This is a genomic window from Pseudomonas sp. NPDC087185 (genome assembly GCF_044744955.1).
Taxonomy (GTDB): domain Bacteria; phylum Pseudomonadota; class Gammaproteobacteria; order Pseudomonadales; family Pseudomonadaceae; genus Aquipseudomonas.
On sequence record NZ_JBIUZK010000002.1, the window covers coordinates 516,193 to 542,177 of the forward strand.

At 61.9% G+C, this 25,985-nt stretch carries 29 protein-coding genes and 2 tRNA genes; 18 read left to right on the plus strand and 13 right to left on the minus strand.

The window, feature by feature from the left end:
- The first annotated feature begins 8 nt into the window (after nucleotides 1–8).
- Nucleotides 9–362, plus strand: coding sequence for a response regulator (locus ACIPIJ_RS07765; protein WP_401074585.1), 354 nt, complete (start codon nucleotides 9–11; stop codon nucleotides 360–362).
- A gap of 64 nt (nucleotides 363–426) precedes the next feature.
- Here ACIPIJ_RS07765 and csrA read toward each other — a convergent pair whose 3' ends face one another.
- The 8 genes from csrA to ACIPIJ_RS07805 form a co-directional block, all read right to left on the minus strand.
- Nucleotides 427–624 (minus strand): carbon storage regulator CsrA, encoded by a 198-nt coding sequence (gene csrA, locus ACIPIJ_RS07770; RefSeq protein ID WP_012315047.1) that lies wholly within the window; start codon nucleotides 622–624, stop codon nucleotides 427–429.
- Between the two features lie 252 nt (nucleotides 625–876).
- Nucleotides 877–1,899 carry a DNA topoisomerase IB gene (locus ACIPIJ_RS07775; RefSeq protein WP_401074587.1) on the minus strand — a complete coding sequence of 341 codons (1,023 nt, stop codon included), beginning with the start codon at nucleotides 1,897–1,899 and terminating at the stop codon, nucleotides 877–879.
- Between the two features lie 56 nt (nucleotides 1,900–1,955).
- Complete coding sequence (gene modC, locus ACIPIJ_RS07780) at nucleotides 1,956–3,047, minus strand: molybdenum ABC transporter ATP-binding protein (RefSeq protein WP_401074590.1); 1,092 nt, start codon at nucleotides 3,045–3,047, stop codon at nucleotides 1,956–1,958.
- Nucleotide 3,048: 1 nt separating this feature from the next.
- Nucleotides 3,049–3,729, minus strand: coding sequence for a molybdate ABC transporter permease subunit (gene modB / locus ACIPIJ_RS07785; protein ID WP_401074593.1), 681 nt, complete (start codon nucleotides 3,727–3,729; stop codon nucleotides 3,049–3,051).
- Nucleotides 3,729–4,487 carry a molybdate ABC transporter substrate-binding protein gene (gene modA / locus ACIPIJ_RS07790; protein ID WP_401074596.1) on the minus strand — a complete coding sequence of 253 codons (759 nt, stop codon included), beginning with the start codon at nucleotides 4,485–4,487 and terminating at the stop codon, nucleotides 3,729–3,731. The genes modB and modA overlap by 1 nt, the downstream gene beginning before the upstream one ends.
- An 88-nt stretch (nucleotides 4,488–4,575) precedes the next feature.
- Nucleotides 4,576–5,652: an NAD(P)H-dependent flavin oxidoreductase gene (locus ACIPIJ_RS07795; protein ID WP_401074599.1), complete on the minus strand. Its 1,077-nt coding sequence runs from the start codon at nucleotides 5,650–5,652 to the stop codon at nucleotides 4,576–4,578.
- 21 nt (nucleotides 5,653–5,673) lie between these two features.
- Nucleotides 5,674–5,844 carry a hypothetical protein gene (locus ACIPIJ_RS07800; protein WP_401074602.1) on the minus strand — a complete coding sequence of 57 codons (171 nt, stop codon included), beginning with the start codon at nucleotides 5,842–5,844 and terminating at the stop codon, nucleotides 5,674–5,676.
- Nucleotides 5,845–5,851: 7 nt separating this feature from the next.
- On the minus strand, nucleotides 5,852–6,154 hold the full coding sequence (locus tag ACIPIJ_RS07805; protein ID WP_016487931.1) for a DUF1883 domain-containing protein: 303 nt from the start codon (nucleotides 6,152–6,154) through the stop codon (nucleotides 5,852–5,854).
- 160 nt (nucleotides 6,155–6,314) lie between these two features.
- On the opposite strand from ACIPIJ_RS07805, the gene ACIPIJ_RS07810 reads away from it, so the two are divergent.
- From ACIPIJ_RS07810 to ACIPIJ_RS07865, 12 genes are all read left to right on the plus strand, one after another.
- Nucleotides 6,315–6,674 carry a hypothetical protein gene (locus tag ACIPIJ_RS07810; RefSeq protein ID WP_401074605.1) on the plus strand — a complete coding sequence of 120 codons (360 nt, stop codon included), beginning with the start codon at nucleotides 6,315–6,317 and terminating at the stop codon, nucleotides 6,672–6,674.
- Between the two features lie 145 nt (nucleotides 6,675–6,819).
- Nucleotides 6,820–7,470, plus strand: coding sequence for a c-type cytochrome (locus ACIPIJ_RS07815; protein ID WP_401074608.1), 651 nt, complete (start codon nucleotides 6,820–6,822; stop codon nucleotides 7,468–7,470).
- Nucleotides 7,467–8,381 carry a c-type cytochrome gene (locus ACIPIJ_RS07820; protein WP_401074611.1) on the plus strand — a complete coding sequence of 305 codons (915 nt, stop codon included), beginning with the start codon at nucleotides 7,467–7,469 and terminating at the stop codon, nucleotides 8,379–8,381. The genes ACIPIJ_RS07815 and ACIPIJ_RS07820 overlap by 4 nt, the downstream gene beginning before the upstream one ends.
- Nucleotides 8,382–8,485: 104 nt before the next feature.
- Nucleotides 8,486–9,847 carry a UDP-glucose dehydrogenase family protein gene (locus ACIPIJ_RS07825; RefSeq protein ID WP_401074614.1) on the plus strand — a complete coding sequence of 454 codons (1,362 nt, stop codon included), beginning with the start codon at nucleotides 8,486–8,488 and terminating at the stop codon, nucleotides 9,845–9,847.
- Nucleotides 9,848–9,895: 48 nt separating this feature from the next.
- Nucleotides 9,896–10,735: a UTP--glucose-1-phosphate uridylyltransferase GalU gene (gene galU / locus ACIPIJ_RS07830; protein ID WP_012315035.1), complete on the plus strand. Its 840-nt coding sequence runs from the start codon at nucleotides 9,896–9,898 to the stop codon at nucleotides 10,733–10,735.
- Nucleotides 10,736–10,834: 99 nt separating this feature from the next.
- Nucleotides 10,835–12,190, plus strand: coding sequence for a glutathione-disulfide reductase (gene gorA, locus ACIPIJ_RS07835; RefSeq protein ID WP_401074616.1), 1,356 nt, complete (start codon nucleotides 10,835–10,837; stop codon nucleotides 12,188–12,190).
- Between the two features lie 184 nt (nucleotides 12,191–12,374).
- Nucleotides 12,375–12,902, plus strand: a complete 528-nt coding sequence (locus ACIPIJ_RS07840; protein ID WP_401074618.1) for a fimbrial protein — start codon at nucleotides 12,375–12,377, stop codon at nucleotides 12,900–12,902.
- 134 nt (nucleotides 12,903–13,036) lie between these two features.
- Nucleotides 13,037–13,693 carry a molecular chaperone gene (locus tag ACIPIJ_RS07845; protein ID WP_401074621.1) on the plus strand — a complete coding sequence of 219 codons (657 nt, stop codon included), beginning with the start codon at nucleotides 13,037–13,039 and terminating at the stop codon, nucleotides 13,691–13,693.
- Between the two features lie 73 nt (nucleotides 13,694–13,766).
- A complete protein-coding gene (locus tag ACIPIJ_RS07850) occupies nucleotides 13,767–16,166 on the plus strand; it encodes a fimbria/pilus outer membrane usher protein (RefSeq protein WP_401075725.1) in 2,400 nt (799 codons plus the stop codon).
- A gap of 168 nt (nucleotides 16,167–16,334) precedes the next feature.
- The gene (gene ahpC, locus ACIPIJ_RS07855; RefSeq protein WP_401074623.1) at nucleotides 16,335–16,898 is read left to right on the plus strand and encodes an alkyl hydroperoxide reductase subunit C; all 564 of its coding nucleotides are present in this window, start codon (nucleotides 16,335–16,337) and stop codon (nucleotides 16,896–16,898) included.
- Between the two features lie 124 nt (nucleotides 16,899–17,022).
- The gene (gene ahpF, locus ACIPIJ_RS07860) at nucleotides 17,023–18,585 is read left to right on the plus strand and encodes an alkyl hydroperoxide reductase subunit F (protein ID WP_401074625.1); all 1,563 of its coding nucleotides are present in this window, start codon (nucleotides 17,023–17,025) and stop codon (nucleotides 18,583–18,585) included.
- A 59-nt stretch (nucleotides 18,586–18,644) separates the two neighbouring features.
- A complete protein-coding gene (locus ACIPIJ_RS07865) occupies nucleotides 18,645–18,833 on the plus strand; it encodes a hypothetical protein (RefSeq protein WP_401074628.1) in 189 nt (62 codons plus the stop codon).
- Nucleotides 18,834–18,838: 5 nt separating this feature from the next.
- Here the strand turns inward: ACIPIJ_RS07865 and ACIPIJ_RS07870 are convergent, their stop codons facing one another.
- The 3 genes from ACIPIJ_RS07870 to nhaR form a co-directional block, all read right to left on the minus strand.
- The gene (locus tag ACIPIJ_RS07870) at nucleotides 18,839–19,486 is read right to left on the minus strand and encodes a YceH family protein (protein ID WP_401074631.1); all 648 of its coding nucleotides are present in this window, start codon (nucleotides 19,484–19,486) and stop codon (nucleotides 18,839–18,841) included.
- Nucleotides 19,487–19,651: 165 nt separating this feature from the next.
- Nucleotides 19,652–20,863 carry a serine/threonine transporter SstT gene (gene sstT / locus ACIPIJ_RS07875; RefSeq protein WP_401074633.1) on the minus strand — a complete coding sequence of 404 codons (1,212 nt, stop codon included), beginning with the start codon at nucleotides 20,861–20,863 and terminating at the stop codon, nucleotides 19,652–19,654.
- Nucleotides 20,864–20,908: 45 nt separating this feature from the next.
- Nucleotides 20,909–21,802 carry a transcriptional activator NhaR gene (nhaR, locus tag ACIPIJ_RS07880; protein WP_401074636.1) on the minus strand — a complete coding sequence of 298 codons (894 nt, stop codon included), beginning with the start codon at nucleotides 21,800–21,802 and terminating at the stop codon, nucleotides 20,909–20,911.
- Nucleotides 21,803–21,936: 134 nt separating this feature from the next.
- Between nhaR and ACIPIJ_RS07885 the strand changes: the two genes are divergently transcribed.
- Together ACIPIJ_RS07885 and ACIPIJ_RS07890 are read left to right on the plus strand one after the other, a co-directional pair.
- Nucleotides 21,937–22,176: a hypothetical protein gene (locus tag ACIPIJ_RS07885; protein ID WP_401074638.1), complete on the plus strand. Its 240-nt coding sequence runs from the start codon at nucleotides 21,937–21,939 to the stop codon at nucleotides 22,174–22,176.
- A gap of 25 nt (nucleotides 22,177–22,201) precedes the next feature.
- Nucleotides 22,202–22,954 carry a TerC family protein gene (locus tag ACIPIJ_RS07890; protein ID WP_401074640.1) on the plus strand — a complete coding sequence of 251 codons (753 nt, stop codon included), beginning with the start codon at nucleotides 22,202–22,204 and terminating at the stop codon, nucleotides 22,952–22,954.
- 130 nt (nucleotides 22,955–23,084) lie between these two features.
- Here ACIPIJ_RS07890 and ACIPIJ_RS07895 read toward each other — a convergent pair whose 3' ends face one another.
- Complete coding sequence (locus tag ACIPIJ_RS07895) at nucleotides 23,085–23,264, minus strand: hypothetical protein (RefSeq protein WP_401074642.1); 180 nt, start codon at nucleotides 23,262–23,264, stop codon at nucleotides 23,085–23,087.
- Between the two features lie 193 nt (nucleotides 23,265–23,457).
- On the opposite strand from ACIPIJ_RS07895, the gene ACIPIJ_RS07900 reads away from it, so the two are divergent.
- Nucleotides 23,458–24,144 carry a peptidase C39 family protein gene (locus ACIPIJ_RS07900; protein ID WP_401074645.1) on the plus strand — a complete coding sequence of 229 codons (687 nt, stop codon included), beginning with the start codon at nucleotides 23,458–23,460 and terminating at the stop codon, nucleotides 24,142–24,144.
- 39 nt (nucleotides 24,145–24,183) lie between these two features.
- Here the strand turns inward: ACIPIJ_RS07900 and ACIPIJ_RS07905 are convergent, their stop codons facing one another.
- The gene (locus ACIPIJ_RS07905) at nucleotides 24,184–25,467 is read right to left on the minus strand and encodes an NAD(P)/FAD-dependent oxidoreductase (RefSeq protein ID WP_401074648.1); all 1,284 of its coding nucleotides are present in this window, start codon (nucleotides 25,465–25,467) and stop codon (nucleotides 24,184–24,186) included.
- 201 nt (nucleotides 25,468–25,668) lie between these two features.
- Here ACIPIJ_RS07905 and ACIPIJ_RS07910 point away from each other — a divergent pair.
- Nucleotides 25,669–25,745, plus strand: a tRNA-Val gene (locus tag ACIPIJ_RS07910).
- Between the two features lie 160 nt (nucleotides 25,746–25,905).
- Nucleotides 25,906–25,982 (plus strand) — tRNA-Val (locus ACIPIJ_RS07915).
- Nucleotides 25,983–25,985: the final 3 nt, after the last annotated feature.

Consider the following 25,985-nt stretch of genomic DNA (forward strand, 5'->3'; position numbering starts at 1 on the left):
GCCAACCGATGAACACCATCCTGATCGTCGATGACGAATACCTGATTGCCGATATCCTCGGCTTTGCACTGGAGGACGAAGGCTTTCTGGTGGAAAAGGCGAGCAATGGGCGCAAGGCCCTGGAAGCGCTGAAGGAAAAACGCGTGGATCTGGTGATCACCGACTACATGATGCCAGTGCTCAAAGGTGATGAGCTGGTGCTGGCGATTCGTGAGGAACTGCAATTGCCCGACTTGCCAGTGATCCTCATGAGCGGCGCGCAGGCCAGCCAAGGACGCCCGGAGCTGTTCGCCGCGGTATTCGACAAGCCGTTCGACGTGGACAGTTTGATCGCCAAGGTGAACCAACTGCTGGGCACCTGAGGCTGGAGCTGCGGCAAGTGCCGCCATTCGATCAAGCGCGTCCGTGCGGCTTGAAGCGAGTTAATCAGTGTTGGTCGTCGTGTTTCTCAGGGGCAGGGCTGCCGGCCTGGATACGCTTGAAGATTTCTTCACGGTGCACCTGAACATCTTTAGGTGCATCGATGCCAATCCTCACCTGCATCCCTTTGACGCCCAGAATGGTGACTTTGATGTCATCATTGATGACGATGCTTTCGCCAACCTTACGGGTGAGTATCAGCATGTAGTTCTCCTTGGTGATGTAGAAATCCGCCTGGCCAAGTGCCGCAGCGGTGGGAGCCTGTCCCTCTTCCTTCTCATTAAAGACGCTTTCGGCGGATATTAATTCCCCTCAAGGCAAATTCTGTTGGTGTCTTTAGTTGCAGGTGCCGCAGTTGAACCTAATCAGCGTGTCGGCGAAGGTGCTCGCTGGCAAGGATAGGGGGCTTCGGTGCGTATGGGAAATTTCTCTGCGTAATGATGAAAATAGCCGGGGTCAATCATCCTCTGGTTCTTTCAGCGCCTGTAGAAAAAGCAACAAGGCAACTTCTTCCGCATCCAGGCCTTTGCGCACGCGGCGCTGTGGCAGGTCGGTCAGGCGCCCGAGCGCGTAGTGCTCCAACACCGCAGGATGGATATAACAGCGCCGGCACACTGCCGGTGTATTACCCAGGCGCGCGGCAACCTGTTTGACGATGGTCGCCACTTGGCGCTTGGCCTCGCTTTCCGGCTCCCAGGCCAGGGGCCTGAGCAGGCTCAGTGCCAGGCTGCTGCCCGCCCAGGTGCGGTAATCCTTGGCGGTGAAGTCGGCACCGGTCAGTTGCTGCAGGAACTGGTTCACCTCGCTGGAGCCGATGCTGTGCCGCTGGCCGTCTTCGTCCAGATACTGAAACAGCGCTTGCCCCGGCAGTTCCATGCAACGCTTGAGCAGGTTAGCCAGGCGCCGGTCGCGCAAAGTGACGTTGTGCTCCACGCCGCGCTTGCCGCGGAACTGGAAGCGGATGGTGCTGCCTTCGACCTTGACGTGGCGGTTGCGCAGGGTGGTCAGTCCGTAGGACTTGTTGTCGCGCAGGTAGCGTTGGTTGCCGATACGGATCAGCGTGTGGTCGAGCAGGCTGACCACTAGCGCCATGACCTTTTCCCGGTCCAACCCTGGGCGAGCGAGATGGCCTTCTAACTGCGTGCGAAGCTTGGGCAAGGCCTGGGCGAAGGCCAGCATCCGCCCGTACTTGTGTTGGTCGCGCAGTTCGCGCCACTGGGTGTGGTAGCGGTACTGCTTGCGGCCGCGCGCGTCCAGCCCTGTGGCTTGCAGGTGGCCTTGTGGGTCGGCGCAGATCCACACCTCGGTGTAGGCCGGCGGGATCACCAGCGCGGCGATGCGCGCCAGGGTGGCGCTGTCCTGTATGCGCTGGCCTTGCGCATCGAGGTAGATGAAGCGGTCGCGCCAGCGGCGCCGGCTTAGGCCCGGCTGGCTGTCGTCAACGTAGTGCAGGCTGGGGGGCAAGGTGCAGTCGAGCATTGCGGCAGGCCTCGATCAGGTCTCTGAGCAATGGACAACGGCCCGCTGGTGGATGCTCAGCCCAATAGCGCTACCGACTTTATTTGCGCGTACAAGGCCTGGCCTGGGTGCAGGCCGAGCTGGTCTGCCGAGAAGCGCGTGATGCGCGCCAGCAAGGTGCTGCCACCGGTATCCAGGCTGACCAGCACATGCGCCGGGTTGTCTGCGGGGCGTACTTCACGCACCCGCACTGCCAGCCGGTTGAGAATGCTGGAGGCACTGTCGGCCGCAAGCGCCAGGCTCACGTCGCGCGCCTGCACCTTCACGCGCAAAGTGCTGCCCATGCTGTGGGCCGGATGGGCGATGCGCAACACAGGGGCGTCGCCGCCGGGCAGGCGCAAATCGAGCAGGTCGTAATGCGGGTCGTGGCCGACCACCAGGCCTTCAAACACTACGCCGGCATCTTCGCCCTGTGCCAGCGACAGGTCGAGACGGGCAAGCGTCTCGCTGATGGGGCCGCTGGCCATGGCCTTGCCTTGCTCCAGCAGCACCAGGTGGTCGGCAAGCCGTGCCACTTCGTCCTGGGCATGGCTGACATACACCAGCGGGATGTCCAGTTCGTCGTGCAGGCGCTCGAGGTAGGGCAGGATTTCGCGCTTGCGCGGCCCGTCCAGCGCGGCCAAGGGCTCGTCCATCAGGAGCAGGCGCGGGCTGCTGAGCAACGCGCGGGCGATGCCGACGCGTTGCGCTTCGCCGCCGGACAAGGTGGCCGGCCTGCGTTCGAGCAGGTGACCAATCCCCAGGAGTTGGCAGGCCTGGTCGAGGCCGACCTTGCGCTCGCACGGCGTAATCCGCCGCCAGCCGAACTCAAGGTTGCCACGCACCGATAAATGCGGGAACAGGCTGGCCTCCTGAAACACGTAGCCCACCGGGCGTAAGTGAGGCGCCTGGAAGTAGCCACGCGCGCTGTCTTCCCAGACCTCACCGTTCACTTCGATGTAAGCGCTGGCAGCCCGCTCCAGGCCGGCAAGGCAGCGCAGGCACGAGGTCTTGCCGGAGCCTGAATGGCCGAACAGTGCGCTGATGCCGCGCCCCGGCAGCTGCAGGTCGACATCCAGGGTAAAGTCGTCGCGCGCCAGCTTCAGGCGCGCCACAATCGATCCAGTCATTTCAGCTCCAGCCAGCCTTGCCGCGGCGCCCAGCGTACAGCAAGAGCAGCACCAGGAACGAGAACACCAGCATGGCACCGGCCAGCCAGTGGGCTTGCGAATACTCCATGGCCTCGACGTGATCGAATATCTGCACGGAGACCACGCGAGTCTTGTCGGGGATGTTGCCACCGATCATCAGCACCACGCCGAACTCGCCAACGGTATGGGCGAAGCCAAGGATGCTGGCGGTGATGAAGCCTGGGCGCGCCAACGGCAGTACCACGTGGACGAAGGTATCCCACGGGCTGGCCCGCAAGGTCGCGGCGACCTCCAGGGGGCGCTGGCCGATGGCGGTAAAAGCGTTCTGTAGCGGTTGCACCACGAACGGCATGGAATACACCGTCGAGCCGATCACCAGCCCAGTAAAGCTGAACACCACGCTACCCAGCCCCAATGCCTGGGTGGCCTGGCCGATCCAGCCGTGCGGGCCCAGGGCGATTAGCAGGTAAAAGCCGATCACTGTCGGCGGCAGCACCAGCGGTAGCGCCACCAACGCGCCCACCGGCCCGCGCAGCCACGAGCGTGTACGCGCCAGCCACCAAGCGATGGGGGTCCCGATGACCAGCAGGATCAGGGTGGTCAGGCTGGCCAGTTTGACGGTCAGCCAGATTGCACCCAGGTCACTGGCATCCAGTGGCATCAGATTTCATAACCGTAGGATTTGATCACCGCAGCGGCTTTTGGACCTTTCAGGTATTCGACCAGCGCCTTGGCGGCAGCGTTGTCCTTGCCTTTGTTGAGGATCACAGCGTCCTGGCGGATCGGCTCGTGCAGGCTGGACGGCACGATCCAGGCCGAGCCATTGGTCACTTTGCCGTCCTTGTAGACCTGCGACAGTGCGACGAAGCCAAGCTCAGCGTTGCCGGTGGAAACGAACTGGAAGGCCTGGGTGATGTTCTGGCCTTCGACGATCTTGCCCTGGGTCGCTTCGGTCAGGTTCAGCTTGCCCAGCACCTGGGTTGCAGCCAGGCCATAAGGAGCGGTTTTCGGGTTGGCGATCGACAAGTGCTGGTATTCGTTCTTCTTCAGCACATCACCTTTGCCATCCACATAGCCTTCCTTGGCCGACCACAGGGCCAAGGTGCCGATGGCGTAGGTGAAGCGCGAGCCGGGGACGATTTCCTTTTCCTGTTCAAGCTTGGCCGGGGTGCTGTCATCGGCTGCCAGGAACACCTCGAACGGTGCGCCGTTCTTGATCTGTGCGTAGAACTGCCCGGTGGCGCCATAGGCGGCGACCAGCTTGTGGCCGGTGTCTTTCTCGAAATCCTTGGCGATGGCCTGGATCGGCGCGGTGAAGTTGGCAGCGACCGCAACCTGCACCTCGTCGGCCCAGGCGCTGTTGAGGGAAATCAGGCTTGCGAGGGCAGTGGCGGCCAGGTGGGGCAGGCGGATACGCATGAAGTCAGCTCCTTGGGGTTATCGTTATATCGGTAACTATATAGCGATAGGCCTTTGGCCGGGAAGGGGCTGCTCAGGCTGGATCATTTCAGCGGTTAACCAGCGTCGAAGCTTTACCCGCAATCGCCTGCGTCAACTGCTCGGCAGGCATGGGCTTGCCCAGGCGCAACGCCTGGCCCGACCACAAATTGCTGAAGTCGCTGTTGCCCAGCGGATCAGTGATTGCCCGCAACGGCATCAGCGCACCGCCTGCCAGCGGGAAGCGCGGCGCCAGTTCGCTCATCGGCCCCAGCTCGCGCATGATGCGGTTGTTGATGCCGCGTGCCGGGCGACCGGTGAACAAATTGGTCAGGGCCGTTTCGCTGGCCGATGCGCTGTCCAGCGCGCGGCGGTGGGCCGGCGAGACCTTGGCCTCGGGGCAGAACAGGTATGCGGTGCCGATCTGTACGGCACTGGCGCCCAGGGCCAAAGCCGCGACCAAGCCACGGTGGTCAGCGATGCCGCCCGCGGCGATCACCGGCACGCTCACCGCGTCGGCTATCTGTGGCACCAGGGCAAACGTGCCGATCTGGCTGGTGATGTCGTCACTGAGGAACATGCCGCGATGGCCGCCGGCTTCATAGCCCATGGCAATGATCGCGTCGCAGCCATGGGCGTCGAGCCACAGCGCTTCTTCGACCGTGGTGGCGCTGGACAGTACCTTGGCCCCGGTGGCTTTGACCCGTTCCAGCAGTGCCGCTTCGGGCAGGCCGAAGTGAAAGCTCACCACCTCTGGGCGCAATTGTTCGACCAGCTGGCAGCTTTGTTCATCGAACGGGGCGCGGTTGGAGACCGGGCTGGGTGCCTCGAAGTCGGCACCCACTTCTTCGTAATAAGGCTTGAGTGCCTGCTTCCAGCGCGCGTCGCGCTCGCTGTCGGGAGCGGGTGGTTGGTGGCAGAAGAAATTCAGGTTCAGCGGCTGGCCCGGGCAAGCGCTGCGAAAAGCAGCGATTTCGCCGCGCAACTGCTCACCCGTGAGCATGGCGCAGGGCAGGGCGCCCAGGCCGCCGGCATGGGCCACGGCGATGGCCAGGGCCGAACCGCTGGCACCGGCCATCGGCGCCTGGAGGATGGGCAACGCGATGCCCAGCAGATCGAGGATACGACGGTCGGGCCAGTGGCTCATGCAGTTCTCCTTGGCGCGGCGTTACAGGGCCTTGCTCACCTGGATGTCGCTGACCTTGTCGGCGTCATCGCCGTGGATCTTGCGCAGGGCATCGAGCGCCTGCGCGTGCGAGGCGTCGGGCATCACGGCGAAATCCCAGCGGCGCTCGCCGTCGAGCTTGTATTTGATGACGTACTTGATGTTCTGGGTCATGGCGGTCTTATCTGAGTTTCGACGACGAGCGACGGATGATCTTGATCTTGTGGCTCAAGGTTGGTTTGCGCGTTACCGAGATCGGGCGGGTGGTCACGGTGTCGATGGTGATGTTCCAGAAACCGGTGCTGGGGACCGTGATCTTGGCCGGGAAGTCAACGAATTGGCCGCCGTGGTAAGTGTGTCGACCGCCATTTTTGAAGCTGCGGAAGTTGGCGTCGTTCATCAGGCGGATGTTACAGCGCTGAGAACACTCGATGACGACGATGTCGTCTTCGTTGAGGTGCTCGCGCTGGTGTACGAATTTCATGGGGTGCTCCGCAAGGTCTGGTTCTGCAAACGTGAACAATACCACGATGTATGGATGGGCTGCCGGGCCTGATGGCATGGGGTTAGATAAATCTGCCAAAGCACGGAGCAAAAATGCCCGGCCGTGGTCGAACGCATTCCTGATAGTTGAGGTGCGGCAAATGAAGTGGATGGTGGCGGCGTTAACCCTGACGCTGGGGGGGTGTGTCAGCGTTTCCGAGCTGGAGCAGTCGCATGAGACCCTGGATGTGATCTCTGGCAAATCGCCGCGTGAGTATGCCGATTGCATCAAGCAGGAGTTGGCAAGTACCCGTGACCCCCTGGTGGAAGAACAGCGTGGCGATGGCCTGCGGCTGATCGTGCCGCAAAAGTTGACCTCCGGTGCGGGGCCGGCGGCGCTGGTCAACATCGACAAGCGTGGCAGCGGCAGCAGCATCAAGCTGCACGAGCGCTTGAACAACTTCCCGCTGCGCCTGGGCGATGTGCGCACGGCGGCGACCAAGTGCATCTCCGGCCATTGACCTGGCGCAAGTAATGCGCGGTTAAAAGGCAATTTGCCATCCCTGGGTAGAAGTTGGCGTTGTTGCCCATTCCGTTACGGGGCTAGTATCCATTTGCTTATGTTTTTTAAGCCTAAGCTTATAACAAAAGAAATGGAGATTCGTGATGACCCCGTTGAGTCGAGTCGTGATCGGCAGCCTGCTGATCCTGGCCTGGCCGCAGGCGCATGCCGCCGATGGCCAGAAGATCTTCACCCTGGGCGGGGCCAACCCCGCCGCCATGGCCTGCTTGGGTTGCCATGGCGCGGACGGCAAAGGTATCGCCGCCGCAGGGTTCCCGCGCCTGGCTGGCCTGCCCGCCACGTACTTAAGCAAGCAACTGCATGACTGGCGCAACGGCAGCCGCCAGCAGGCGGTGATGGCGCCGCTGGCCAATGCCTTGAGCGAAGATGAAATCAAGGCGGTCAGCAGCTACCTGGCTGGCCTACCGGGCGAGCCGGCGCCAGGCCTGCGTCGCCAGCAGATCGCCGACGACCCCACCACGCGCCTGGCCCTCTACGGCGACTGGAACCGGCAGCTTCCCGGTTGTGTGCAATGCCATGGCCCGGGAGGCAGTGGTGTCGGTGAGCACTTTCCCCCTTTGGCGGGGCAGCCTGCCAGTTACCTGGTGGCCCAACTCAACGGTTGGCGCGACGGCACCCGCAGCAATGACCCCAACCAGCTGATGGTCGGCGTGGCCAAGGCCATGACCGACGACGAGGTCAAGGCAATCGCCGCGTTCTTCGCCAACCCCGCCAGCCCGGAGGCCAAGCCATGAAAGCATTGATGCCAACACTGCTGCTCTTGGCCATCGGGAATGCCTGCGCTACGCCCATCGCCATGGAAGACCAGTCGCAGCTCAAAGTGCCGCCTGCCCAGGCCGCAGCGCTGTTCGTGCCACCGGCCGAAAGCGAACTGCCGGACAACGCCTTTGGCAAGATGGTCCGCGAAGGCCATGCGTTGTTCGTCGATACCCGTAGGCTGATGCCGGAGGCCGTGGGTAACGGCATGAACTGCAGCAACTGCCACCTCGACCAAGGACGCCTGGCCCATTCCGCGCCAATGTGGGGCGCGTACCCGATGTACCCCGCCTATCGCAAGAAGAATGACAAGGTCAACACCTATGCCGAGCGCATCCAGGGCTGCTTCCAGTTCAGCATGAACGGCAAGCCGCCTGCAGCCGATAGCCCGCAGATGACCGCCCTGTCAGCGTATGCCTACTGGCTGTCGACCAAGGCGCCCACGGGTGTGGAAATCGCCGGTCGGGGTTATCCCGATGTGCCTGCGCCGCAGGGCGGTTATGACTTCAAGCGCGGCCAGCAGGTCTACCGCGATCAATGCGCCATTTGCCATGGTGACAATGGCGAAGGGCAGAAAGTGGCCGGTGAGTATGTGATGCCGCCTTTGTGGGGCAAGGATTCCTACAACTGGGGAGCAGGTATGCACCGAATCAACACGGCGGCATCCTTCATCAAATACAACATGCCGCTGGGTAAACCCGGCAGTTTGAGCGATCAGCAGGCCTGGGATGTGGCGGCCTGGGTCAATCGCCATGAGCGCCCGCAGGATCCTCGGCTGGTAGAGCGTTCTGTCGAGAAAACACGGCTGAAGTTCCATGCCAATGATGGGGTGAACCTATACGGGCAAAAGGTCGACGGGGTCCTGATCGGGCAGGGGACCGGTGGCTGAAGCGCCACCCATTAGCTGATCTCATGCTTCTGTCATCCACATGTCACCTCCCTGCAATCACTGCCGCGTAGCAATGTCCGCTGTCTACCTCAAGGAGCGCGGCCATGGAACTCTGTGTGATCGGGGCGGGGTATGTAGGGTTGGTGACGGCAGCCTGTTTCGCCGAAATGGGCAACCGGGTGGTGTGCCTGGAGCGCGACCCGCAGCGCCTGGCACAACTGCGTCAGGGCCAGTGTCCGATCCATGAGCCGGGGCTGCAGGCACTGCTGCAAACCGGTATCCAGCAGGGCTTGCTGAGCTTCAGCGACCAGTGGCAGCCGTCGTTGGCCAGGGCGCAGGTGGTGTTCATCGCGGTCGGCACGCCAAGCCAGGAAGACGGTTCGGCCGATTTGCAGCATGTGCTGGCCGTGGCCGACAGCCTTGGCCGCCACCTGCCACGCAGTTGCCTGGTGGTGAACAAGTCCACCGTGCCGGTCGGCACCGCCGAGCGGGTGGCCAGGCAGGTGACGCAGGGCCTGCGCGAACGCGGTGCGGCGTTTGCCATCGAGGTGGCGAGCAACCCGGAGTTTCTCAAGGAGGGCAGCGCGATCGACGACTTCATGCGCCCCGACCGCATCATCATCGGCACCCACAGCGAAGCTGCAGGGCAGTGTCTGCAACGCCTCTATGCGCCGTTCGTGCGCAACCGCGAACGGATTCTGCTGATGTCCCCGCGTGCCGCCGAGTTCAGCAAGTACGCGGCCAATGCCTTCCTGGCCACCAAGATCTCGTTCATCAATGAACTGGCCGGCCTCTGCGCACAGCTCGACGTCGACATCGAACAGGTGCGCCACGCCATCGGCAGCGATCGGCGCATCGGCAGCCACTTCATCTACGCGGGCTGTGGCTATGGCGGTTCGTGCTTTCCCAAGGACATCCGCGCGCTGATCCGCACGGCACGGCAACAGGGCTACGAGCCGGCCATCCTGCAGGCGGTGCAAGCGCGCAACGACGAACAGAAGACGCTACTGTTCAAGGCCCTGCAGCAGCATTTCGGCGGATTCATGCGTGGGCGAAGCGTGGCCCTGTGGGGGCTGGCGTTCAAGCCGGGTACCGATGACCTGCGCGAGGCGCCGAGCCTGGTGCTGCTGGATGCTCTACTGGCCGCAGGGGTGCGCGTCCAGGCTTGCGACCCGGTGGCGTTGGGCGGGGTTGCCGAGCGTTATCCGCAGGCTGTGGCCAGCGGCCAACTGAAGCTGGGCGATGACCCCTACGCCTGTGTCGAAGGTGCGGATGCCCTGGTGCTGGTCACCGAATGGAAGCAGTTTCGCCAGCCGGATTTCCACCGTGTATGCGGGCTGATGCGCATGCCGGTGGTCTTTGATGGGCGCAATATTTACGATCCTTCGGAACTAACTACACTGGGTTATCTCTATCATGGCATCGGTCGGCCCCAGGCGGGGCATTGTAAGGTGACCGCCGCCTGATTAGACTGCGCCGAACTCCACACGCCCAGCCTTTGTTTAAGGACGTTTATGATCAAGAAATGCTTGTTCCCGGCAGCCGGTTACGGCACCCGCTTCCTGCCTGCTACCAAAGCCATGCCCAAGGAAATGCTGCCGGTGGTCAACAAGCCACTGATCCAGTATGGCGTTGAAGAAGCACTGGATGCCGGCCTGAACGAGATCTCCATCGTCACTGGCCGTGGCAAGCGTGCCCTGGAAGACCACTTCGACATCAGCTACGAGCTGGAAAACCAGATCAAAGGCACCGACAAGGAAAAATACCTGGTCGGCATCCGCCGTCTGCTCAACGAGTGCTCGTTCTCCTACACCCGCCAGACCGAAATGAAAGGTCTGGGCCATGCGATCCTGACTGGCCAGCCGCTGATCGGCGACGAGCCGTTCGCCGTCGTGCTGGCGGACGACCTGTGCGTCAACCCGGAAGGTGACGGCGTGCTGACCCAGATGGTCAAGCTGTACAACCAGTTCCGCTGCTCGATCATCGCCATCCAGGAAGTCGATCCGCAGGAAACCAACAAGTACGGCGTCATCGCCGGCGACATGATCCGCGACGACATCTTCCGTGTGACCAACATGGTCGAGAAACCGGCCCCGGAAGACGCCCCGTCGAACCTGGCGATCATTGGCCGTTACATCCTCACCCCGGATATCTTCGACATCATCAGGAACACCCCGCCGGGCAAAGGCGGCGAGATCCAGATCACCGACGCCCTGATGCAGCAGGCGCAGAACGGCTGCGTGATTGCTTACAAGTTCAAGGGCCAGCGTTTCGACTGCGGCGGCGCCGAAGGCTACATCGACGCGACCAACTTCTGCTTCGAGAACTACTACAAGACCGGCAAGGCCTACTGATTCGCCACTGCCGTTCTGAGGAGCCACCCTTCGGGGTGGCTTTTTTGTTTGTGGCGGCCAACGGCGTTATGCTGGGCGCCAGCCAAGGAGACTGAATACATGGCCTACGATTTTGATCTGTTCGTGATTGGTGCCGGTTCCGGCGGTGTGCGTGCGGCGCGTTTTGCCGCGGGCTTTGGGGCAAAGGTGGCAGTGGCCGAGAGCCGCTACCTGGGGGGCACCTGCGTCAACGTCGGTTGCGTGCCCAAGAAGCTGCTGGTGTACGGCGCTCATGTCGCCGATGAACTGGAGCAGGCCGCAGGCTTCGGCTGGACCCTCGAAGAAGGGCATTTCGACTGGGGCACCCTGATTGCCAACAAGAACCGCGAAATCGAGCGCCTGAACGGCATCTATCGCAACCTGCTGGTGAACAGCGGTGTGACCCTGCTGGACGGCCATGCGCGCATTACCGGTGCCAACGAAGTGGAAGTGCAAGGCGTGCGCTACAGCGCCGCGCACATCCTCATCGCCACCGGTGGCTGGCCCCAGGTGCCGGATATTCCGGGCAAGGAACTGGCCATCACCTCCAACGAGGCGTTCTACCTCAAGCAGCTGCCACGCCGCGTACTGGTAGTGGGCGGCGGTTACATCGCAGTGGAGTTCGCCGGCATCTTCCAGGGGCTGGGCGCCGACACCACGCTGCTTTATCGCGGCGACCTGTTCCTGCGCGGGTTCGACGGTTCGGTACGTACTCACCTGAAGGAAGAGCTGGAAAAACGCGGGATGGACCTGCAGTTCAATGCCGACATCCAGCGCATTGACCCGCAGGAAGACGGCAGCCTCAAGGCCACCCTCAAGGATGGCCGCGAGCTGGTCACCGACTGCGTGTTCTACGCTACCGGCCGGCGCCCGATGCTCGATAACCTGGGCCTGGAAAACACAGGTGTGGAACTGGACGCACGCGGTTTCATCCGTGTAGATGAGCAGTACCAGACCACCGCGCCATCGATCCTGGCCATCGGCGACGTGATAGGCCGGGTACAACTGACCCCGGTCGCCCTGGCCGAAGGCATGGCAGTTGCGCGACGTTTGTTCAAGCCGGAACAGTATCGCCCGGTGGATTACCAGAACATCCCCACCGCCGTGTTCAGCCAGCCGCCAATCGGCACCGTGGGCTTGACCGAAGAGCAGGCGCTGGAGGCCGGGCACAAGGTTCAGGTCTTCGAAAGCCGCTTCCGTGCCATGAAGCTGACGCTCACCGACATCCAGGAAAAAACCCTGATGAAGCTGGTGGTGGATGCCGAGACCGACAAGGTCTTGGGCTGCCACATGGTCGGCCCCGACGCGGGCGAGATCATCCAGGGCCTGGGTGTCGCGCTGAAGGCGGGTGCTACCAAGCAGCAGTTCGACGAGACCATCGGTGTGCACCCGACGGCGGCCGAAGAGTTCGTGACCATGCGAACGGCGACTCGTTGAGCGAAGCGGGCCTTACGTTCATCTGTGCAATCTTCCTACTCTCAGGGTTGAGTTTTCTTGTCTTTGTAGATTACTCACCTGACGTTATGCGAAGCGTATCCCACTGATACTGGGCCGGCGCCGGACAATCGGCGTCGGCCGGCAATGCGCTGGCCGTCTTCACGTGATGAGTGGGAGGGGCGGCATGAATATGTTATCGAAGGTCCTGTTCTTGGGCGGGAGCTATCTGCTGGTCTGGACGGGAGCGGCGCAAGCTGAACGAGGTCAGATAAGCTTTCAGGGTGAAGTTCAGGCGTCGACCTGCGAGGTCAGAAACGATGGCGGTAACCCTATTGTCGGGTTGCCCGTGGCGGATGCTGTCAGCTTGAACCGCGCGGGAAGCGTTACCGGTCTAACGCGGTTTGTTCTTGAAGTAGACAATTGTCCGCCGTCGGTTACTGAGGTCTCGTCGTATCTGGAAGGGCCGAACATCAACTCGGAAGGTCGTCTTGACTTGACGCCGGGTGGTGCAGGCAACGTTCAGTTGCAGGTGCTCAACAATGCCCAGCAGGTGATGAACCTTGCGGCTGCAAGTGGATCGCAAGGTGCTCCTCAGCGGACGGTGTTCAACGGCGCGGCCGAATTGGTCTTCTTCGTGCAGTACTTCGCAACCGGCGCGGCCACCCCGGGGCCGGTGACCTCTAGCGTCCAGTATTCCCTGATCTACCTCTGAGTGAGCAGTGCAGCCCCGGCGGGGCTGCATTTCTCCACACGTACCGAGCCCATGTCATGAATGTTTGCCTCAACGTCCTAGCGCGTGGAGCGCTGTTGGCTGCGTGCCTGTTATCGGCCCAGGCCAATGCCAGCGTGGTCATCGCCGCCACACGCGTTATCTTTCCCGCCGAGCAGCCTGAAGTGACCGTCAAACTGAGCAACGTCGGCAACCATCCGTCGCTGGTTCAAGCCTGGATCGATGAGGGTGATCCCCAGGTACCGCTGGATCAACTGCGCGTACCGTTCAGCCTCACACCACCGCTGTTTCGTTTGGACCCTGGCAAGGCGCAAAGCCTTAGGGTGTTCCATACCGGCGAAGCCATGCCAGAAGATCGTGAGAGCCTGTTTTGGCTCAACGTCCTGGAAGTACCGCCTAAGGGGGCGGGTAATTTTTTGCAGTTCTCGCTGCGTTCCCGCATCAAGCTGCTGTATCGCCCATCAGGCTTGCCGGGCAAGGCCGTCGATGCGCATCAGGCACTCACCTGGCGAGCAACGCGTGCAGGTAAAGCCTGGGCGGTGCAGGCAGATAACGCCGGGCCATATTTCGTCAACCTGGCGAAATTGAACATCCACCTGGGTGAACAGGTGGTCAGTCTGACGCCTGCTCACGTCCCGCCTTTCTCGAGCACTCGCTTTGCACTTGAGCGTGATCTGGGGGACGCCACCCTGGAGCTGCGCTATTCGATCATCGATGACTACGGCGCGGTTCGGGAAGTGCCTGCGGCTTCCAAGGTGCCGTGGGGGGAGTGAGATGGCCCATTTGCGACGTGGTTGGTGCCGTCTCCTTCGTTCCTGTGGCCCACTGCCCGCTGGATTGTTCAGCGTGCTGTGTGCAGCTGAAGCTGCAGGCGTCGAGTTCGATGCCCAACTGCTACGTCAGGGCACTTCGGCTGATCTCCGTCGCTTTGAGCTCAGTGCGGCCCTGCAGGAAGGCAGCTACAGCTTCGATATCACACTTAACCAGCAGTGGAAGGGTCGCCACGATGTAATACTGCGGGTTCAACCAGGGGCTGCACAAAGTACGGCTTGTTACAGTGAAGTGCTGTTGCACAGCCTCGGCCTGGATGTGAAGAAATTTGATAGCAATATCCGCGAGGTCCTGACAGACGAAGGTGCGTGCATTGCCCTCGACAGGCTCGGCATAGTTGCCGATGAAACCCTCGATTTCAGTAATTTTCGTCTGGATCTGCAGGTCGCGCAGGAGGCCCTGAGCCGACAGGCAAGCGATCATCTGGCCGTCGACCAGTGGGACAGCGGGATTACCGCTGGTTTCATCGATTACAGTTTTAACCACTTCCAACGCCAGGACTTGCAACAGCGCAGCAACTCGCAGCAGGCGTTTCTGGGGTTGCGCGGCGGGCTCAATACGGGGAATTGGTACTGGCGTCACGAAGGCAACTGGCAGGCTTCAGGTGATTCTGCCACTCGCTATCAAGCGGGTGCCACTTCCGTCAGAACAGACCTGCCCAACTGGTCGGCCCAGATCACGCTCGGTGATGGCCATAGCAGAGCCGGTGTGTTTCCAGGCAGTGCATTTCGTGGCGTACTGCTGGGCACCGATGAGCGCATGATCGCGCAAGCGCTCCGCGGTTTTGCGCCGACGGTTCGGGGCGTGGCCAACAGCAACGCTCTATTGAGTATTCGTCAGCGGGGCCTATTGCTGCATGAGTCCACGGTCGCGCCAGGCCCCTTCGAGATTGATGACCTGCCTGGCAATGGTATTGGCGAAGAGCTCGAGGTAAGCCTGCGCGAAGCCGATGGCAGCGTGCGCACCTTCTTTCTGCCGAGTCAGGCAGCGCCCTTGGCCCTGCGCCCCGGCGCCAGTCGGTTCGAGTTCAGCAGTGGGGTATGGCGCAATGAGTCCGGCCGTACCGGCCCTGGCTTCATTCAGGGCAGTTGGCAGCAGGGGCTCGACAATCTCTTTAGTCTGCATGGGGGCACTTGGCTCGCGGAGGATTACCTAGCCAGTGCCATGGGCGCTGCAATCAATAGTGGCATCGGTGCTATCGGCCTGACCCTTTACGGCAGCCGCGCCACGTTATCCTCGGGGCAGGCTACGGGTGGCAATGCGTTACGTTGGAGCTGGCGACATCGACTCGCAGCCCTGGGGACAGATCTGGGTGCAACGCTGACCCAAAGCGACAGCCCCGACTATTACGCTTTTGATGATTTCGTCAACGCGACGCGCAGTGCACGGGCCATTCGGCTGCGAAAACAACTGCAGTTGAGCGTGCATCAGCATCTGGTTGACCCGCTCGGGCGGCTGAGTTTCACCGCCAGCGACCGCCGAAATTGGCAGGGGGGGGCGCGCAGAGCAGGTTACAGCTTGGGCTACAGCAACCACTTCGGCGCTTTGACCTACGGGCTGAACATCAACCGTGAACAGGGCGCCCTGGGGCAAACACTCACGACCTATGCCTTCAATGTCAGCATGCCCTTTGGCGAACATCGGCGCGCGACCGTGAGCAGTGGTATCAATGTTGATTCCCTGGGGCAAAGTCAGTCCAACCTGCGTTGGAGCGCTGCCGGTGGCGAGCAGGGGCAATGGGGTTATGGCTTGGCGGCGGTTCGCCAGCAGGGTGCGCGTAACGAGGCAGGCTTGGATGCGAATGTGCGTCACAATGGCGCTGGTGGTGAAATCAGCGGCACGCTGGCAACGCGTAGCGGGCATCGGCAGGTGTCCGTGGGGGCGCGGGGGGCATTGGTCGCCCATGCTGGTGGAGTGATCGCTGCACCGCCGTTGGGCGATAGTTTTGCCATCGTGCAGGCCCCAGGTGCCGTTGGGACGGGTATCCGGCAACATCCACGGCTACGCCTCGATCGGCGCGGGTACGCAGTGGTGCCATCGCTCGTACCGTATGAAGTCAATCACGTGGACCTCGACCCCAAGGGTACCTCTCGCGATGTCGAGCTGAAACTCACCGGCCAGGCTGTGGTCCCGCGTGCCGGGGCGGCGACGCTGCTGCTCTATCCGACGCGTACTGGGGGCTTGCAGGTGATCACGGCGTGGTTGAGTGATGGCACGGCGCTGCCGTTTGGGGCGCAAATCCTTGATGAGCAAGGCAGCGAACTCGGACTGGTTGGGCAGGGTAGCCAACTGTATGTACGCAGCACGGGCGACCAGGAAAAGTGGCGAGTGGTGTGGGGCGATGCCGAAGATGAACAGTGCTGGCTTGAGCCTGAACCCTGCCCGTCAGTGGCCACCTGCAAGCAGACCAGTTAGGTAGACCGCAGAGGTGCTTCTGCCTTAGGAATCAAAAGATCTACCTTTTACGCGCCTTTATAGCCAAAACCAATCACCAGCATGAGGTTTGCCAATGAGCCTTCCTGGCGACCAGCGGTTAGGATTCTCTCCATCAACTGATTCCAACCCCATGAAGGAGCGTCTCTCATGCCAATCATCAACAGCCAGGTCAAACCTTTCAACGCCACCGCCTACCACAAAGGCGAGTTCGTCCAGGTCAGCGAAGCCGACCTGAAAGGCAAGTGGTCTGTCGTGTTCTTCTACCCAGCCGACTTCACCTTCGTCTGCCCGACCGAACTGGGCGACCTGGCTGACAACTACGCCGAGTTCCAGAAGCTGGGCGTGGAAATCTACGGCGTGTCCACCGACACCCACTTCACCCATAAAGCCTGGCACGACACCTCGGAAACCATCGGCAAGATCCAGTACCCGCTGATCGGTGACCCGACCCACCTCATTTCGCGCAACTTCGACGTGCTGATCGAAGAAGCCGGCCTGGCCGATCGCGGTACCTTCGTGATCAACCCGCAAGGCCAGATCAAGATCGTCGAACTGAACGACGGTGGTGTGGGCCGCGATGCTGCCGAACTGCTGCGCAAAGTGAAGGCTGCCCAGTACGTCGCCGCTCACCCAGGCGAAGTCTGCCCGGCCAAGTGGAAAGAAGGCGAAGCCACGCTGGCGCCGTCGTTGGACCTGGTTGGCAAGATTTAAGTCAATGCGCACGTCGTGGGCGGTAGCCAGCCGCCAAAGCTGAAGTAGTCACCGCCCCGTAAAACGCCCGGGCGACCTCGCCTGGGCGTTTTTGTATCCGAGTTTTGAAAAAGGAATCGCCCGTATGTTGGACGCCACGCTTAAATCGCAACTGAAAACCTACCTGGAGCGGGTCACCCAGCCGATCGAGATCGTAGCTTCCCTCGACGACGGCGCGAAGTCACGCGAATTGCACGACCTGCTGGTGGAAATCGCCGGCCTGTCGAACCTCATTACCTTGAGCGCGGACGGCAGCGACGCCCGTCGTCCTTCGTTCTCGCTCAATCGCCCGGGGGCTGATATCAGCCTGCGTTTTGCCGGCATCCCCCTGGGCCATGAATTCACCTCCCTGGTGCTGGCGCTGCTGCAAGTCGGTGGCCACCCGTCCAAGGCCAGTAGCGAGGTGATTGAACAAATTCAGGCGCTGGACGGCGAGTTCACCTTCGAAACCTACTTCTCGCTGTCGTGCCAGAACTGCCCGGACGTGGTCCAGGCGCTGAACCTGATGGCCGTGCTCAACCCCAAGGTGCGCCACGTGGCCATCGATGGTGCGCTGTTCCAGGATGAAGTCGAGTCGCGCAAGGTCATGGCGGTGCCGAGCATCTACCTGAACGGCGAAGTGTTCGGCCAGGGCCGCATGGGCCTGGAAGAGATTCTCGGTAAGCTCGACACCAACGCGGGCAGCCGCCAGGCGGAGAAGATCAACGCCAAGGACGCGTTCGACGTGCTGGTGGTCGGCGGTGGCCCAGCGGGCGCTTCGGCTGCCATCTACGCCGCGCGTAAAGGTATCCGTACCGGTGTTGCTGCCGAGCGTTTTGGCGGCCAGGTGCTCGACACCCTGGCCATCGAGAACTTCATCTCGGTGCAGGAAACCGAAGGGCCGAAGTTGGCCACGGCGCTTGAGGAGCACGTCAAGCAGTACGACGTGGACATCATGAACCTGCAGCGTGGCGAAGCGCTGATCCCGGCTACCGATGGCGGCCTGCACGAAGTACGGCTGGCTGGCGGCGCCTCGCTCAAGGCCAAGACCGTGATCCTCGCCACCGGTGCCCGCTGGCGCGAAATGAACGTGCCCGGTGAGCAAGAATACCGCGGTCGTGGCGTGGCCTACTGCCCGCACTGCGACGGCCCGTTGTTCAAGGGCAAGCGTGTGGCGGTGATCGGCGGCGGTAACTCCGGTGTGGAAGCGGCCATCGACCTGGCCGGTATCGTCGCCCAGGTGACGCTGATCGAATTCGACAGCCAGCTGCGTGCCGACGCCGTGTTGCAGCGCAAGCTGCACAGCCTGCCGAACGTCAAGGTGATCACCAGTGCGCTGACCACTGAAGTGCTGGGTAACGGCGAGAAGGTCAACGGCCTGCGCTACAAGGATCGCAGCAGTGATGAGCTGCATGACCTGGCGTTGGAGGGCATCTTCGTACAAATCGGCCTGTTGCCGAACACCGACTGGCTGAAGGGCTCGGTCGAGCTGTCGCCGCGTGGTGAGATCATCGTCGACGCCAAGGGTGCGACCAACATTCCTGGCGTGTTCGCCGCGGGTGATGTGACCACGGTGCCGTACAAGCAGATCGTCATCGCGGTGGGTGAGGGCGCCAAGGCATCGTTGGCGGCTTTCGATCACCTGATCCGCACTTCGGCACCGGCGTAGACCCGTCGCTGGCCTGAGGGTGTCTATCATTACCCCGGACACCCTCAGGAATCTCTCCCATGACCCTGATCAGCCGCGAACCCTGGTGGTTAGTGCCACCCCAGCCCGGGCAGCAGGAGCAGGACCTGCACTGGGGCTACCTGGAAATCTACGCCGACGGCCGCACCGTGTTCGTCGACCAGCGTCCCAGTGACCAGGAACTGGCAGACCGTAAAAGCTGCCGTAATTTCCCCGAACCTGAACACTGACTGGCCTAGCCTTCGAGCTCGGCCAGGCGCGCTTCCAGCGCAGCAATCCGTGCTTCCAGGGCTTCGATCCGTTCTTCCGAAACACTCCCAGCACTGCTGCGAGCGCCACCTTCCTGTTGTCGAGCGGCAAGAATCGTCTCGATTTCTGCAGGGTCGCCGAGCGCGTGGGTGTAACGGTCTTCGCGCTGGCCGGCCTGGCGTGGCAGGTGCAGGGCCAGGCCGCGCGCGATCAGGCGCTCGAGCTGGTGCTGGATCTGTTCGGTGTCGTCGAATGCGTGCAGGCGGTTGCTGCGGGTCAGCAACTCGTTGAGGGTTTGCGGCCCACGCAGGAACATCAGGCCCATCAGTATCAGCTGCGCCGGTACGAGCTCCAGCGCCTTGTCCACGCGCTGTTCCCAACGGTCGGCGCGGCTGCCCATCTGCAGGCGGGTCATGTCCTGCCCTTCAAGGGCACGCAGGGCCTGGCCTACCTGGCCTTGGGTCAAGTTCATGACGGGCTCGCGGCTGGTTTTCTGGTTGCAAGCCAGGAGCAGGGCATTAAGCGTCAGCGGGTAGCTTTCCGGGCTGGTGGCCTGCTTTTCGATCAGCGAGCCGAGAATGCGAATCTCGATAGGGGTGAAGCGGCCTTCGTCTGCGGTTTCGTGGTCTGACATGGCCCTGTCTCATTGCGAGGAAAAGGCCACTAGCGTAGGTAAAGCGCTTGGCTTAAGCAATCACTGGCCTCTTCGCGGGGCAAGCCCGCTCCCACAAGTACCCTGCCGCGCTCAAGTTCAGCGCCACACTTGCGGGAGTGGGGCCGCGTAGCGGCCCCGGCTGTTTTACACGCTGCGCCGCTCTTCGGCTTCGCACGCCGCGGCCGTAAATAGCACATCGGTCGACGAATTCAGTGCAGTCTCTGCCGAATCCTGCAGCACCCCGATGATGAAGCCTACCGCTACCACTTGCATGGCGATTTCGCTGGGAATGCCGAACAGGCTGCACGCCAGCGGAATCAACAGCAGCGAGCCGCCGGCCACGCCCGACGCACCGCAGGCACAGATCGCCGCCACCACGCTCAGCAGCACGGCAGTCGGCAGGTCGACTGGTATACCCAGCGTGTGCACTGCGGCCAGGGTCAGCACGGTAATGGTAATGGCCGCGCCGGCCATGTTGATCGTCGCCCCCAGGGGGATCGATACCGAGTAGGTATCTTCGTGCAGCCCCAGGCGCTCCGACAACGCCAGGTTGACCGGAATGTTGGCGGCCGAACTGCGCGTGAAGAAGGCGGTGATGCCGCTCTCGCGCAGGCACAGCAAGGTCAGCGGGTAAGGGTTGCGGCGGATCTTCCAGAACACGATCAGCGGGTTCATCACCAGCGCCACGAATAGCATGCAGCCGATCAGCACCCCCAGCAGGTGCAGATAGCCGAGCAGGGCGTCCAGGCCCGAATGGGCGAGGGTGGAGCTGACCAGGCCGAAGATGCCCAGCGGGGCGAAGCGGATCACCACGCGCACGATCAGGGTTACGCCGTTGGACAAATCGTCGACCACGGTGCGCGTGCTTTCGCTGGCGTGGCGCAGCGCTACGCCCAGGCCGATGGCCCAGGTCAGCACACCAATGAAGTTGGCGTTGACCAGTGCGCTGACCGGGTTGTCAACCGCGCTCAGCAGCAGGTTCTGCATCACCTCGACGATGCCGCCTGGCGCGCTCAGCGAGGCTTGGCCGGTGCTCAGGGCCAGGTGCGAGGGGAACAGCATGCTGGCGCCCACGGCCACCACTGCGGCCGCAAAGGTGCTGAGCAGGTACAGAAACAGGATGGGCCGGATGTGGGTTTGCTGGCCGTGGCGATGGTTGGCGATCGAGGCCATGACCAGGACGAACACCAGCACCGGTGCCACCGCCTTGAGGGCGCTGACGAACACCTTGCCGAGGAACGCCAGGTCGCGGGCGATGGCCGGCGCCAATAGGGCCAGGGCGATGCCGGCGGCCAGGCCGATGACGATCTGGGTCACCAGGCTGGTGCGGTTGAGGAGACGGAGGACGGGGGACATGTGCAGCGGTATCTCGGTAACTTCAAAGCGCGCGACTTTACCATGTCACCAGTGAAACAACTCCCTTCTCGCACCCTCGGTGATCGCCACGATCCCTGGGTGCTTGACCTTGCGCTCCACCGAGATGGCGTAAAACGATTCAAGCACCGCGTCGGTCTGCCCGATCAGCTCCACCCCGTATTGGCGGCACACCTCCTCGGCAATCACGCTCGGGGCGACAAAAATGCCGCTGCCTGACTGCCCGAACGCCTGCATCAAGGCACTGTCGTCGAACTCGCCAACGATCCGCGGCTGTACCTGCTGCTCTTCCAGCCAGCGCAACAGCCGGCTGCGCACCACGGTTTCCTGGCCGGGGATCAGCATGGGCGCGTCGTGCAGGCAGGCGGGAAAGGCTCCGGCATGGCGTTTGGCCAGGGCCTTGGTAGCAAAAAAGCTCAGGCCGCATTCGCCGAGCTTCTGGCTGTAGCCCTTGATATCCAGGTGGTTGGGCATGGGGCTGTCGGAAATCACCAGGTCCAGGCGCTGGATCGCAAGGTCAGCCAGCAAACGCTCCAGCTTGTCTTCACGGCAGTTGATGCGCAGTACCTCGTCCAGTTCCATGGTGGGGGCGAGCAGGCGATAGACGATCGACTTGGGTACCACGTCGGCCACCCCTACGCGAAACAGGATCTGCTCCTGTGGGCCGGCGCGCAGCATGGCTTCCAGTTCACCGCCGATCTGGAACATCTGTTCGGCATGAGCCAGGGCCTGGCGCCCGGTTTCGGTCAGCTCCAGCTGCCGGCCGACCCGCTGGAACAGTTCCAGGCCGTAGGTCTGCTCAAACAGGCTGATCTGCCCACTGATGGTTTGTGGCGTCAGGTTCAGTTGCTCACTGGCACGCACAATGCTGCCGGTTTTGGCCACGACCCAGAAGTAGTGCAACTGGCGGTAGTTGAGCATCGACGCATTCTCGCTTCGTAAAAACCGAAGTATAACCGCTGAAAATACGAATTTTCCTGATGTATCGCTCTCTTTAGAATCCCGCTCCATCAGGCGCATTGCGCGCCGCCGGTATATCGACAAGCGAGGACCCCATGTTGCAACTCAAATCCATCGGTACGCCACTGGTGCTAGCCTTGGCTCTGCTGAGCCTGGCCGGCTGCGACCAGGCCGAGAAATCCGCCCAGCAGATGCTCGACCAGGCCGCCAAGTCGGCCAAGCAGGCCATCGACGACACCAACAAGGCGGCCCAAGAGGCACTTAGCGACGCCATCGGCACTGAAGGGCAGAAGCCCAAGGATGCCGAACCGCAAGGCAAGACACAGGACATCTGACCCAGAACCGTTGCAGGACTGAAAAATGGAATATTTGCTGGAACTCGCCGCAAGCCCCACCGCCTGGGTAGCCCTCGCCACGTTGGTGGCCATGGAAGTCGTACTGGGTATCGATAACCTGATCTTCATCTCGATCCTGACCAACAAGTTGCCGGTCGAATACCGGTCCAAGGCCCGACGTATTGGTATCAGCATGGCCTTGATCATGCGCCTGGGGCTGCTCAGCACGGTGGCCTGGATCGTCCAGTTGACTGACCCTGTGTTCGAGGTGTTCGGCAACGCCTTCTCCTGGAAGGACGTGATCCTGATTGCCGGTGGCCTGTTCTTGCTGTGGAAGGCGACCAAGGAAATCCACGAAAGCGTCGACCCGCACGGTGCCAAGGAAGAAGCCAAGGTGTCGTCCACCGTTACCCTGGGCTTTGCTGCCGCGATCTTCCAGATCCTGCTGCTGGACATCGTGTTTTCGGTCGACAGCATCATCACCGCCGTTGGCATGACCGAGCACCTGCCGATCATGATCATCGCCGTGATCGCTGCCGTGATCGTGATGATGGTGGCCGCCGACCCGCTGGCCAACTTCATCAACGACAACCCGACCGTGGTGATGTTGGCCCTGGGCTTCCTGATCATGATCGGCATGACCCTGATCGCCGAAGGTTTCGGTGCCCATGTGCCGAAAGGTTACGTGTATGCGGCGATGGCCTTCTCGACGGTGATCGAGATGCTCAACATCTTCGCCCGTCGCGCACGGCTCAAGCGTGAAGCCGCCGAAGGCTGATAGTTCGGGGGCGCATTGCGCCCCCATTCGTCGGCAAGCCGGCTCCCACAAGTACTGCACCGGTTTCAGGAACAGTGCGGTACCTTGTGGGAGCCGGCTTGCCGGCGAATGGGTTCAATAACTCTGTGAATCAATGCACCCCGGCATGCTGCCGCTCGCGGCTGACAGGCCTGGGTTTGGCGGCGGCCTGTGGTGGCAGGGGGTGATGGTGTGAATGGCGCCGCACGATACGTAGAACACCCCACAACATGGCGGCAGCGACGCTAAGCCACATACCCACCAGCATGAGAATTGCCATTGTCAGGCTCATGTGTGCCTCCTTCTCTCGGGCCAGCCCACGGCTCGCCCTCCAGACACTTCCTTAGTCTAGCCCCGCGTGTGTGACGTTCCATTGATCGATGGTCTATTGCTTGGTTCATTTGGTTCCAAGCCTGCGCCGGGCTATACCCGCGTGGCGCTGGGCCCTATGATCATTGACCTGGTGTCAGAACAAGCGAGTGTCCATGCAACTTCTTACTTTTAAATCGTGGGGCGCCGGCCCGCGCCGCCTGTTGCTGGCGTGCCTGATCGCTGCCAGTGCAGCCGGTTGTGCGAGCGCGCCACCGGCCTCGCTCAAAGGCCTGCCGCAGCGGGTCGAGATCAGCAGCGTGCCGTTCTACCGGGGCAATGCCAACCACAGCGCAGCCATGGCCCTGGCGGCACTGCTCTCGCAGCAGGGCGCGCCGATCACCCCAGGGCTGCTGGACAAGCCGTTGAACCTGCCGCAGGGCGCCGACTCGCTGGGCACCAGCATTCCTCGTGTGGCACGCGATTACGGCATGGTCGTGTACCCGCTGGACAAACAGCTGGATGCCTTGCTGGCCCAGGTGGCAGCCGGTAACCCGGTTTTACTGCGCTATCAGGAAGGGTCGGCATGGTGGAGCGAGCCGCGCTATGCCTTGCTGATCGGCTATGACCGCTACAAGCAGCGCGTGCTGCTGCGTGCCGGCATGCACCGACGGCAGATGATGGCGTTTGATGATTTCCAGGCGGCGTGGGCGCAGGAGGGCAGTTGGGCAGTGCTGGTGCAGCCGCCAAGGCAACTGCCGGCCCAGGTGGACCGGCAGCGCTGGCTGCAGGCCGCCGACGAACTGGCCCGGGCGGGCCAGGAAATGGCGGCGAAGCAGGCCGTGAATAGCCTGGGAAGGTAGTTTGCCGGTGCCGGCCCATGTGGGCCGGCACCTTCTGCATCAGAAGCCCAGACGATCGCGCAGGCTGTAGTACCAGGCACCCAGGGCGCTGAACGGCACGCGCAGCATCTGCCCACCCGGGAACGGGTAGTGCGGCAGCCCGGCGAATGCGTCGAAACGCTCGGCCTGGCCACGCAACGCCTCGGCCAGCACCTTGCCCGCCAGGTGGGTGTAGGTCACGCCGTGGCCCGAGCAACCCTGCGAGTAATAGATGTTGTCGCCGATACGGCCTACCTGTGGCAGGCGCGACAGTGTCAGCAGGAAGTTGCCGGTCCAGGCGTAGTCGATCTTCACGTCCTTCAGTTGCGGGAAGGCCTTGAGCATTTTCGGGCGGATGATCGCTTCGATGTTGGCCGGGTCACGCGCACCGTAAACCACGCCACCGCCGAAGATCAGGCGCTTGTCGCTGGTCAGGCGGTAGTAATCGAGCAGGTAGTTGCAGTCCTCGACGCAGTAGTCCTGCGGCAGCAGGGTACGGGCCAGCTCTTCACCCAGCGGCTCGGTGGTGATCACCTGAGTGCCGCATGGCATCGACTTGGAGGCCAGCTCTGGCACCAGGTTGCCCAGATAGGCGTTACCGGCAACGATGATGAACTTGGCGCGTACTTTACCCTGCGGGGTGTGCACGACCGGGTTGGCACCACGTTCGATGCGGATGGCCGGGGTTTGCTCATAGATGATGCCGCCCAGCGATTCGACCGCGGCCGCCTCGCCCAGGGCCAGGTTGAGCGGGTGGATGTGGCCGCCGCTCATGTCCAGCATGCCGCCGATGTAGCTGTCGCAGGCGACCACTTCACGGATGCGCTTCTGGTCCATCAGTTCCAGCTGGTTGTGGCCGAAACGTTCCCACAGGCGCTTTTGCGATTCCAGGTGGCCCATCTGCTTGGACGTCAGTGCGGCGAACACGCCGCCATCCTTCAGGTCGCACTGGATGTTGTACTTGGCCACGCGCTCACGGATGATGCGCCCGCCTTCGAAGGCCATGTGGCCCAGCAATTGTGCCTCTTTGGGGCCGACAGTGCGTTCGATGACGTCGATGTCGCGGCTGTAGCTGTTGACGATCTGGCCGCCGTTGCGACCCGATGCGCCAAAGCCGACCTTGGCCGCTTCGACGATGCTCACCTTGAAGCCATTTTCCAGCAGGAACAGTGCGCTGGACAGGCCGGTGTAGCCGGCGCCGATGATGCACACATCGGTTTCCACCTCACCCTGCAGCGCCGGACGCGGCGGCACCGGGTTAGCCGAGGCGGCGTAGTAGGACTGGGGGTAGGGGGTATTGGCCATGCTCGAGAAACCTCGTGTTTTATATTTTTAACGAATGTACCGATGCTATCAATAATAATAAACACCCGCTAGTCGTCCGTTGAAAATCCTTTACTCCGCCCCGGTCGGCCCTTCTCTATAAAGGGTTTAAGATTCAGTGAGTTAGCACGAAAAAAAGTGTTGACAGGGGGTTTGAAATCCGTAGAATGCGCACCACACGACAGGCACATAGCTCAGTTGGTTAGAGCACCACCTTGACATGGTGGGGGTCGTTGGTTCGAGTCCAATTGTGCCTACCAAACATCAGAAAGGGCGATCCTAAAGGGTCGCCCTTTTTGCATTCTGCGCCTCGCGAAATGCGGTGTGCTGCAGGTGCGGCAAGTCTCTGAAAGTTTTTGATTTTTTTAAAAAAACGCTTTACAGGTGTGCATTTGATGACTAATATGCGCACCACACGACAGGCACATAGCTCAGTTGGTTAGAGCACCACCTTGACATGGTGGGGGTCGTTGGTTCGAGTCCAATTGTGCCTACCAAAC